Genomic DNA, 11,023 nt, shown 5'->3' with positions numbered 1-11,023 from the left:
GATCCAAGAGGTAAAAATATTAACGGCTCCACGGAAAAAGTGGCTTAAAAACTTGTTTTTAAATAGAGTATATAAGTGTTGATAACCAATGGTTTGAACTTCAACTTTAAAAAACACACACCAACATTCAGATTACCGCTAGGGACACTGAAAACAATATATAGCAGCACTATAATTTGTTATGAATAGTTGGCTTCTAACCGTAACTCAACTTAGCCAATCATTTGTTATAACTACCTCCCTGGTGCATAAATCAAAAAAGCCCCACTGAAAAATCAGCAGGGCCTATCTTTTGTTTCATTTAGTTCTACTCGTAAGAGGAGAAATACCGCATAAACTGCGCTCTTTCATATACGGCAGGGTTTTCTATCTTTCCGTAATTCATCAGCCCCCTGAATTCATCGATATGAGTATAGCCTTTTTCATCCATCCAATTCTTAAGGGTAGCCAGCATGGCCGTGATGATTTCCGGACCATTTTTATATACGGCTGAACAGGTTTGCACACTGGTAGCACCCGCCAACAGCTGCTTAATAACGGCCTCGCCATCATGCACCCCGGTAGAAGCCGAGATGTCGATATTATGCACTTTATCAGAAGTGATGGCCACCCAGCGCAAGGTTCTGCGCATATCGGCCGGCGAACTGAGTACCTCGGCCGCAGTTAAGGACAACTTATTAATGTCAATATCGGGCTCATAAAAGCGGTTAAACAACACCACCCCTTTGGCACCGGATACAGAAAGACGATTCACCACGTTTACCACGTTGGAGAAATAAAGTCCTAACTTGGCAGCCACGGGAATACTTACAACTTTGCTCACATTGCTTATCACATCAATGTAAAGCTGCTCATAAGCAGCTGATTCACTGTTCTTATCGGTGTTTAGCACAAAAACATTTAACTCTAAAGCATCCGCCCCGGCGGCTTCTATCTGCTGCGCAAAATCAACCCATTCGTCCGACGAGTAGCAGTTGATACTGGCAATAACAGGGATATCGTATTTTTCTTTGGTCTGCTTGATTAGCTTTAAGTACTCTCCAACAGAATTATCACGGGTATATCCTTTTACATAATCTACTGCTTCAGGATAATCAAAACCCGAACCCTTATAAATAATATTATTAACCTCGTGATTAATCTGCTCTTCAAAAAGCGACTTAAGCACGACTGCACCGGCACCGGCATCCACGAGCTCACCAATCTTATCAACACTGTTTGTCAGGCCACAGCTACTGACTATTATGGGGTTCTTAAGCGTAAGACCCAGATATTTAGTTTCTAAATTTGCCATCGGGGTAATTATTTTTCTAATCTTGATAAGAACAAATATAAACAAAAGTCATCCATACCAAGGCTTCCGTTGTATTTTATTCTTAGCCTGGGCTTATATAGAATGGTTTTAATGATAATTACGAGCACCAAAAATAGAGCTTCCCACACGCACCATGGTACTTCCTTCCTCAATGGCAATCAGGTAATCACCCGACATGCCCATACTGATCTGACAGAAACGATCGCGATTCGCGAATACTGAGGCCTTCAGGTGATCAAAAACCCCTTTGAGTGCCCTGAACTCCTTCCTTATCTGCGCCTCATCATCGGTAAAGGTAGCCATGCCCATTACTCCCTGCAGATCTACAAACTCCAGCTCTTCTATGAAGGTAGGGTTGAGCAGCGCCATGAGCTCGGCCTGTGTAAAACCAAATTTGGTACTCTCCTCGGCAATGTGCACCTGCAGCAGGCAGGGAATTCTGCGCCCACACTTCCTCCCCTCTTTATTAATGGTCTTAAGTAGTTTTTCGGAGTCTACTCCATGAATCAGGCTTACAAAAGGTGCTATGTATTTCACCTTATTACTTTGCAAATGACCAATCATGTGCCACTCAATATCTTTGGGTAGCGCTTCGTACTTAGCTACCAGCTCCTGCACCTTGTTCTCGCCAAAAATACGCTGACCAGCCTCATATGCCGCCATCACATCAGCATTGGGTTTGGTTTTAGACACCGCCACCAGGCAGGCCCGATCATTCACTTGTTCTTTAACGGCTTGTAAATTATCTTGTATTGACATTGTTTCGTATTTTAAACCACAAATTTAAGCAACCGCCTTTATAGTACAAAAAAAGCCTCCTGCTGAAGGGAGGCTTAAACGGATATTTAGCTAGTCTGAATTATTAACCTGTGTTTTATTTAACTGTAAACTCAGATTATTGGGCAAAGACTATTTTGATTCTAATTTATGAATAACAAGGCCGGAGCGTAACTTAGGCTCAAACCAGGTAGTTTTGGGCGGCATTATATTCCCGGTGTCGGCAATATCAATAAGCTGCTGCATCGATACCGGATACAGGGCAAAGGCCACTTTCATTTTACCGCTATCTACGCGTTTTTTAAGTTCACCCAGACCTCGTATTCCACCTACGAAATCGATGCGTGTTGAACGACGCAAGTCTTCAATACCCAGCATCTTATCCAGCACATGATCCGAGAGGATGGTCACATCCAATACGCCAATAGGATCCTCATCATTGTAAGTTCCCGGCTTGGCATTGAGCTTATACCACTTGCCCTCCATGTACATACTAAACTCATGTAACCTGGCCGGACGATACTCCTCTTCGCCCATGCACTCCACTTCAAACACATCTTCCAGTTTTGTAAGTAACTCCTGAGGAGTAAGACCATTCAGATCCTGAACAACACGATTGTAATCAATAATTTTCAACTGATTATCGGGAAAATGCACAGCCATAAAGAAATTATACTCCTCATTGCCTGTATGGTTGGGGTTCTGGGCTTTTTTCTCCTCACCAATGCGTGCAGCAGCAGCGGTGCGGTGATGTCCGTCCGCCACATAAGTAGCAGCTACCTTATCGGCAAAAAGCATCTCAAGGCGCTTATTCGTTTCGGCATCGTTAATGGCCCATAGGTGATGACCAAAGCCATCTTCGGCAGTAAAATCATAATCAGCGGCCTGGTGCTTCACGATATGATCTACAATTTCGTCGATCTCAGGCACTGCTTTGTAAGAGAAGAATACAGGTTCTATATTAGCATCAAGGTAGCGTGTTAATATCATGCGATCCTCCTCTTTATCCGGACGCGTCAGCTCATGCTTCTTGATGACGCCATTGGCATAGTCTTCGCAAGCTGCTGCCCCAACAATACCATACTGCGTGCAACCATCCATGGTTTGTGCATAAATATAGTATTTGGCTTCCTCGTCCTGCGCCAACCATCCTTTTTCCTGGAAGGCCTTGAAGTTGGATACAGACTTTTCATACACCTCATCAGCGTGTATATCGGTACCGGCCGGACAATCGATCTCGGCACGTGTAATATGTAGTAAGGAGCAATCTTTTCCTTCCGCCATCTGCGCTGCCTCCTCGCTATTCATTACATCATAAGGTAAGCAAGCCAGATCCTGCGCAATATTTTGTGGTGGTCGTAAGCCTTTAAATGGTTTGATAATTGCCATCTTCTCGTTATTTTGATAGATTAAACTTTGGATTGTTGTCCTGAGCCCAAGCCGGTTGCTCAATCACGCCTTTCACAGCCATTCGCTCAGGCACAAATGTAAGTAATCAGGAGTTCCCAATTAGGTGACATTCGTCAATGTCGGAGATGATTTTTGCTGTTTTAAAGCAGGTATTACGCCTGCTCATAAAGGGCAAAAAATAGCAGAGTACCGAGGCACCCTGCTATCTTTAAAATTGGTTTATCGTTTACAGCCAATTACTTGTTTACCCGAAAGGTTTCATCACCTTTCTCAAGGAATGCGATAATTTGTCGGGCAGCTGCCACTCCGGCGTTAATGTTCGCCTCAGCCGTTTGGGCACCCATCTTCTTGGGAGTAAAGAAAAAGCGTCCTTCAAATTGAGCTTCAAACTCGGCTTTATTATCGGGTGCAATGTCAGAAATATATGTAAAGTCAGGGCGATCAGCCATCAACTTCAGAATTTCTTCTTCATGAATTACTTCCTTACGCGCTGTATTCACCAGCGTAGCGCCTTGCGGCATTTTATTCAGTAAATCATAATTAATCGACTGCTTGGTGTGCTCATTGGCCGGTATATGCAACGACACATAGTCGCAGCTTGCATACAGCTCTTCAACCGAAGCCAGGGGTGTAATGCCGGCAGCCTTAATCTTCTCGTCAGCTACAAACGGATCGTAGGCATAAACTTCCATACCAAAACCCTTAGCAACTTCAGCAACATAATGCCCTACGTTGCCGTACGCATGAATACCGATTTTTTTACCACGAAGCTCGGTTCCCGCAGTGCCATTGTAACCATTACGTGCTATAAACACCATCATACCCAGCACCAACTCGGCTACAGCATTGGAGTTTTGACCGGGAGTATTCATGGCCACAATACCGTGATCGGTGCAGGCTGCCAGGTCGAGGTTATCGAATCCGGCACCGGCACGCACCACAATCTTCAGCTGAGGTGCTGCTTCCACCACTTCGCGTGTCACTTTATCAGAGCGTACAATCAGCGCATCGGCATCTTTTACCGCCTCCAACAAAGCCGCTTTCTCGGTATATTTTTCCAGCAGAGCCAATTCGTAACCTGCCTCTTTCACCACCGGTGTAATGGCATCAATGGCAGCTTTGGCAAAGGGTTTCTCGGTAGCTATTAGTATTTTCTTCATCGTTTTTTTCATTAAGTGATTAAAAAAAAAGAGGCGACCCAAAATTCATCGGGACAGCCTCTATAATTTTAGTGCTTCGCTTCAAATTCTTTCATGGCATCCACCAGGGCCTGAACGCTTGACTTTGGCATAGCGTTATAAGTTGAGGCGCGGAAGCCACCCACCGAACGGTGCCCCTTGATACCACTCATTCCACGAGCCGTGGCAAAATCAAAGAATTCCTTCTCCAGCTCTTTGTATTCATCATTCATAATGAAGCAGATATTCATTAATGAGCGATCTTCCAAATCGGCCACAGGAGCCTTAAATAAACGGTTACGATCGATCTCATCATAAAGCACAGCAGCTTTTTCGATATTCAGCTTCTCCATGGCAGCCACACCACCTTGTTCCTTCAGCCACTTAAGCGTTTGCAATGCTGAGAAAACGGGGAATACAGGAGGTGTATTAAACATCGATCCGGCATCGATATGGGTGCGATAGTCAAGCATCGTAGGGATATGACGATCCACCTTGCCCAGTGCATCCTGCTTAACGATGGCAAAGGTAACACCTGCCGGTGCAAGGTTCTTTTGTGCCCCACCATAAATCAAGGTGTACTTAGAAATATCCACCGGGCGCGAGAAAATGTCAGACGACATATCGGCCACCAACGGCACATTCACATCCAAGTCTTTCTTTATCTCTGTACCATAGATGGTATTGTTGGTAGTGATGTGGAAATAATCGGCATCTGAAGGCACCACATAGTTTTTAGGAATGTGATTATACACCGAATCCTTCGACGAGGCTACCTCAACCACTTCACCAAAACCTTTGGCTTCTTTCAGTGCTTTATTGGCCCAGGTACCGGTATTCAGGTACGCTGCCTTTGACTTCATAAGGTTATAGGGTACCATACAAAACTGTGTACTGGCACCTCCCCCTACGAAAACCACTTCGTAGCCGGCAGGAATGTCCAATAATTCCTTAAACAATGCAACTGCTTCGTCCATTACAGCAACAAATTCTTTACCGCGGTGCGATACCTCTAATAAAGATAAGCCTGTGCCGGCAAAATTTAATACTGCCTCGGCAGAGTTCTTAATTGTTGACTCAGGTAAAATAGATGGTCCTGCAGAAAAATTGTGAATCTTCATATCTAATAATTTTTAGAACTGCTTAATTAAACTTTTTGGTTATGATTCATGTTTGAGTGTTTAAAATTAAAAAATATCTTTTCAACACCCATTAAAAATAGAACGAATTACACAAATGGCATCTTTACAACCTTAGCTTTCAGCTTACGATTACGCACTTTAATAAAAATCTCAGTATCCAGTTTTGTGTATCCCTTGTTCAGATAGGCCATACCAATACCCTTCTTTAACATGGGAGACATGGTGCCGGAAGTAACACGGCCAATGCACACATCATTAGCATCTACTACTTCATAGTCCTTGCGCGGTATACCTCTGTCCTCCAGTACAAAACCCTTTAAACGACGACTCACGCCCTCTTCTTTTTGTTTCAGGAAAGTAGCTTTGTCAATAAAGTCGTTCTCCTCATTAAATTTCGTAATCCAGCCCAAACCAGCTTCAATGGGCGATGTGGTATCATCAATATCATTACCATAGAGACAGAATCCCTTTTCAAGACGTAAGGTGTCGCGTGCAGCCAACCCGATGGGGAGAATTCCCTCAGGAGCTCCCGCTTCGAAAATTGCAGTCCATACTTTTTCAGCATCGGCATTATACATATACAACTCAAAACCACCTGATCCGGTATATCCGGTATTGGAAATAATCACCTCTTCGGCACCCGCTAAAGAACCTGTAGTGAAGTGATAATATGGAATGGCAGACAGGTCGATGTCGGTCAGTTTTTGCAGAACAGCTTCGGCTTTGGGTCCCTGTATGGCCAACTGACAGATGGCATCGCTGGCATTTTCCAACTCGGCACCCATGGTGTTTTGCGCAGTCACCCACGCCCAGTCCTTATCAATATTGGCCGCATTCACTACCAGCAAATATTTCTCTTCTTCGAACTTATACACTAAAAAGTCATCTACAATACCTCCTTTCCCATTGGGAAAACATGTGTATTGCGCCTGACCAATGGATAAAACCGATAAATCGTTACTGGTGATTCGTTGCACTAATTCATAAGCTTTAGGGCCTTTCACCCAAAACTCACCCATGTGCGACACATCGAATACACCCACACCATTACGCACTGTGATATGCTCGTTATTAATTCCTGAATATTCTATCGGCATCTCGTAACCGGCAAAAGGAGCGAGTTTTGCTCCTAAAGACTCATGAAACTTGAAAAAAGCTGTTCTTTTCATCACTGTTATATTTTTTATGCTATTGTACTTTTCACTTACCCGACCAACAAGCTGCAATAAGCTGTTTGCCGCTTGAACAAATGTAGGAAATAAATCACCTGACAAAACATGATAATTATCGGGTAAAACACCTAATTTATATCAATGCAAAGAGAGAGAATAATGAATTGAAAGATATTTTTCAACCAAAAAAACTTACATTTGTTAATGAATTTGTAATTTATGCTTAAAAACCTTTTGAACCTATAGTGATATGCCAAACCCCTATACACACATTGACCTGAGCTACCTGGAGAGCATTACCGATGGCAGCCGGGAACTGATAAAAGAGCTGATAAACATATTTATTGAGCAAATTCCGGAGTTTAAAGAAGGCTTTGCTGAAGGCCTGGAGAACAAAGACTGGAGTCAGATAGCTGCACTGGCACACAAAGCCAAATCATCGGTTATGTCAATGGGCATGGAAGAGTTGGGCAATAAAGACCTTAAAAACCTGGAGCTGCTGGCCAAACTTATGAGAATTGATACCATGAACAGTAAGGGTTTACAAAATGATGAGCTTGTACAGCTGCAAAAAAGCATTGACAGCTACCCTGAAGAACGCAGGATATGGCTAAATGATCATAAAAATGAAGAAACCGTAAAATCAATTATTGAGCACATTAACCAAAGCTGCGATGCGGCCGTGGCGGAATTACAAAAAGTATTAGAGAATTAAAATTTGATTATATGTTACAAGTTAAAGAAAAGAATGGGGTGATGTACGGCTCACTGGCTGATACCGACAGATTAACGGCCACCATAGCACAAGAGGTAAAAGAAGCCTTAACACAAGCCATATCGGGCGATGGTGCTAAAATGGTACTCAATCTTTCTAACATTAACTTTATCGATAGCTCGGGCATCGGCACCCTGATCAGTGCCCTTAAAACAGCCCGACAAAACAATGGCAGCTTCCAGCTGTGCTGTATTAAACCAGATGTACTGAGCCTGTTAAAATTGATGAAACTCGACAATGTGTTTGACATCTTCGAATCGGAAGAACAAATAGCATAAAACCAGGCCGCGCAAGCGGCTTTTTTTATGACCTAAAAAATATGCCTGACCAGCGATTGCTAGTCAGGCATATTTTTATTTTATGCTGCGGGTTATAAAAAGTCCTCAAAATAACGGCTCACCTTCTCCATTAAATGAATACGATCCTTGCCCAACACGTTGTGCTCGTGCCGCGGATACGGGAAGTAATCGAGCTGCACACGATTTTCAACACAAGCCCGAACAAAAGCCAGACTGTGCTGCCACACCACCACCGGGTCGATGGCACCGTGAATAACCAGCAGACGCCCCTCCAGCTGATCCACCTTGGTAGTCAGATTGGCCTGCTCATAGCCTTCCGGATTTTCCTCCGGCGTATCCATGTAGCGCTCGCCGTACATAATTTCATAGTATTTCCAGTCGATAACCGGTCCGCCGGCTACTCCTACTTTAAATACCTCGGGATGCTGCGTCATCATTGAAATGGTCATAAAACCACCATAGCTCCAGCCATGCACGCCAATACGTCCGGCATCCACATAAGGCAATGACTTCAAGTAGGCAATGCCTTGCATCTGATCTTCCACCTCAGCCTGCCCCAGCTGACGATGAATGGCCTGAGCGAATTCCTTGCCACGGTTTGCGGTCCCCCGGTTATCAAGCGTAAATGCAATATATCCCTGTTGGGCCATGTACAGCTGCCATCCGCGTGCACCACCCAGCCAACGGTTTTGCACCATCTGCGAATGCGGTCCGCCATACACATACACAATCACAGGATATTTCTTTTGCGGATCAAAGTTCACGGGCAACACCATGCGGGCATTCAAATCGAACTGTCCGTCTTTGGTTTTGAGCTTCAGCAACTCAACCTTGCCGGTCTCAATGTCTTTATAGGGATTATCCACCGTTTGCAAAGTACGAATATGACGTCCTCGTGTGTCGTTAAGGTTAGTTTTGGAAGGCACATCGAGAGATGAAAAAGTGGTTAGTGCATAGCGACCATCCTTGCTGACCTGAACACGATGCACACCGGGCTCACGCGTGATGCGCACCATCTTACCCGATGCCAGACTAAGTTTATACACGTGCCGCTCTATAGCACTTTCCCGGGTAGTTTCGATGAACAAATTTTTCGCTGCCTTATCGAAGCCAAGCACATTGGTCACTTCCCAATCGCCTTGCGTCAACTGCTTCTTTAGCTTACCATCAATACCATAGACGTAGAGGTGGTTATAGCCATCGCGCATGCTTTGCCAGATAAAATCTCCTTTTTTATTGGGGATGAACAAGGCGGGATGCTGTGGCTCGGTCCATCTTTCATCTTTTTCTTCAAACAAAGTAGCCACACAATCGCCCGTTGCGGCATCATATTTTTTCAACTGCATATGATTCTGACCCCTGTTGAGCTCTGCGATCATCAGGTAGCGGTTATCAGGTGTCCAACAAACATTGGTGAAGAAGCGATCTTCAGGCGCGCCAGTCTTCAGATATACCGTAGTCTTCTTTGCCAGGTTATAAACCCCTACGGTAACCTGATGACTCTCCATACCAGCCATAGGATATTTGATATTCTCAAGCTTAGCCACCCGCTGATCCACATCCACCAATGGATAATCCGTAACCATGGTGTTATCCTCGCGGTAAAATGCCAGGCACTCACCATTGGGCGACCAGAAAGTTCCTTTATTGATGCCAAACTCGTTACGATGCACCGTATGACCAAAAATTACTTCGTTATTTTCATCGGATGCAACAGAAATAACCTGTTCGCCCTTATTTATATACAAATTATTATCAACAGTATAAGCAAGGGCAGCCACATCTTTATTTAAATCATAGTTGGCACCTCCTTCGGCACGCGGCACAAACATCATTAGCTCCTCATTAGCAACATCCAGTGTATAATATCCAGCACTTGTAACAAAAGAAATATGACTTTGATCGTCCCAACTCAAACGCGGCAGGCGCTTCAGGGCATCATGTCCGGCCTTCTCAAGAATACCACTCAAGTGTTTGACATCAAATAAAAACTCCTGCTCATCACTGTTGAAGGACTGAGTAAACACAGAATCGCGACGCTGATGTACCAACAAATTAGCATCTCCTTTAAAACCCACATTCAGGGCACGCGGATAATACTTAAAAAAGGATTCGCCCCCGTGTATCACATCCTCTAAAGTCAACTGTGCACTTGCCGAAACCAGCATCATAACAGCGACCATCATTAAGAAAGCTCTTTTCATTATTTGTTTATTTATTGTTATAATAATAATTTACGCACGCACAATTAAGTCCATCTCCCAAGCGTTATTCAAGCGGCGCATAATTGGCAATAATCTGTTAATTAAACAATGACAAAGATAAAATTGGTAAACAGAAATTAAAATTTTGTGATTTATTAGCATAAATAATTATGATTTTTTAATTTTTTTGAGCCGCCGATATTAATAATTAGCAGTTTTTGAATATCTTTCTGAAAATTTTGAACCTGTTAAACCTCAATTAAACAACCTTAAGATGAAGAAGCACTCGCTATTATTCTTGTTACTGGCCTTGCTTACACTAGCGTCGCCACTGAAATTAAACTCGCAAGAAGATGTGTTATTCAGCAATTGCATCAACCAGCTAAAATCTCCTTTTGTAGCCAGCGGTCAACCTTTCAGAGCATTTCTCACCGGCGATGAGGTAGCCGAGTTTCACACCACCTTTTTTTCAGGCAGTTTATACCGTGTGGTGGCGTGCAGCCATCAGGACAATAATATTCTTTTCTCCATTTACGACAAAGATCGCAATCTACTGTTTACCAATGAAGATTATGAAGCTACCGGAGCCTGGGATTTTAAGGTAGAAGGCTCAGTGGAATGCATCGTAGAAGCACGTCTTAACCCCGAAAAATCCACTTCGGGCATTGCCATGCTAATGATTGGCTTTAAAAGCATTGAAGAGGCATAGAAAGCGATGAGCAAGGGTGCCTTACCGCATTACCGAAACCTT

The 11,023-nt window shown here is 43.7% G+C and carries 10 protein-coding genes; 3 read left to right on the top strand and 7 right to left on the bottom strand.

Annotated elements, in window-relative coordinates; genetic code table 11:
• Nucleotides 1–307 precede the first annotated feature (307 nt).
• The 6 genes from ACRD7A_RS01805 to gcvT form a co-directional block, all read right to left on the bottom strand.
• Nucleotides 308–1,294 carry a dihydroorotate dehydrogenase-like protein gene (locus ACRD7A_RS01805; protein WP_430809629.1) on the bottom strand — a complete coding sequence of 329 codons (987 nt, stop codon included), beginning with the start codon at nt 1,292–1,294 and terminating at the stop codon, nt 308–310.
• A gap of 108 nt (nt 1,295–1,402) precedes the next feature.
• A complete protein-coding gene (locus tag ACRD7A_RS01800) occupies nt 1,403–2,074 on the bottom strand; it encodes a YggS family pyridoxal phosphate-dependent enzyme (RefSeq protein WP_430809628.1) in 672 nt (223 codons plus the stop codon).
• A 150-nt stretch (nt 2,075–2,224) separates the two neighbouring features.
• Nucleotides 2,225–3,481 carry a DUF1015 domain-containing protein gene (locus ACRD7A_RS01795; protein WP_430809627.1) on the bottom strand — a complete coding sequence of 419 codons (1,257 nt, stop codon included), beginning with the start codon at nt 3,479–3,481 and terminating at the stop codon, nt 2,225–2,227.
• Between the two features lie 257 nt (nt 3,482–3,738).
• Nucleotides 3,739–4,662, bottom strand: a complete 924-nt coding sequence (locus ACRD7A_RS01790; protein WP_430809626.1) for a 3-phosphoglycerate dehydrogenase — start codon at nt 4,660–4,662, stop codon at nt 3,739–3,741.
• Between the two features lie 68 nt (nt 4,663–4,730).
• A complete protein-coding gene (gene serC, locus ACRD7A_RS01785) occupies nt 4,731–5,801 on the bottom strand; it encodes a 3-phosphoserine/phosphohydroxythreonine transaminase (RefSeq protein WP_430809625.1) in 1,071 nt (356 codons plus the stop codon).
• Between the two features lie 107 nt (nt 5,802–5,908).
• Nucleotides 5,909–6,991, bottom strand: a complete 1,083-nt coding sequence (gene gcvT / locus ACRD7A_RS01780; RefSeq protein ID WP_430809624.1) for a glycine cleavage system aminomethyltransferase GcvT — start codon at nt 6,989–6,991, stop codon at nt 5,909–5,911.
• 253 nt (nt 6,992–7,244) lie between these two features.
• Here gcvT and ACRD7A_RS01775 point away from each other — a divergent pair, with 253 nt between their 5' ends.
• A complete protein-coding gene (locus tag ACRD7A_RS01775) occupies nt 7,245–7,709 on the top strand; it encodes an Hpt domain-containing protein (protein ID WP_430809623.1) in 465 nt (154 codons plus the stop codon).
• An 11-nt stretch (nt 7,710–7,720) separates the two neighbouring features.
• Entirely contained in the window at nt 7,721–8,047 is a 327-nt protein-coding gene (locus tag ACRD7A_RS01770; RefSeq protein WP_430809622.1) for an STAS domain-containing protein, read from the top strand.
• 92 nt (nt 8,048–8,139) lie between these two features.
• Here the strand turns inward: ACRD7A_RS01770 and ACRD7A_RS01765 are convergent, their stop codons facing one another.
• Nucleotides 8,140–10,272, bottom strand: coding sequence for a S9 family peptidase (locus ACRD7A_RS01765; protein ID WP_430809621.1), 2,133 nt, complete (start codon nt 10,270–10,272; stop codon nt 8,140–8,142).
• Nucleotides 10,273–10,546: 274 nt separating this feature from the next.
• Between ACRD7A_RS01765 and ACRD7A_RS01760 the strand changes: the two genes are divergently transcribed.
• On the top strand, nt 10,547–10,981 hold the full coding sequence (locus tag ACRD7A_RS01760) for a hypothetical protein (RefSeq protein ID WP_430809620.1): 435 nt from the start codon (nt 10,547–10,549) through the stop codon (nt 10,979–10,981).
• The last annotated feature ends 42 nt before the right edge of the window (nt 10,982–11,023 follow it).

Source organism: Carboxylicivirga longa (assembly GCF_050589825.1).
Classification (GTDB): Bacteria; Bacteroidota; Bacteroidia; order Bacteroidales; family Marinilabiliaceae; genus Carboxylicivirga; species Carboxylicivirga longa.
This window is presented reverse-complemented; position numbering and strand designations above follow the sequence as displayed.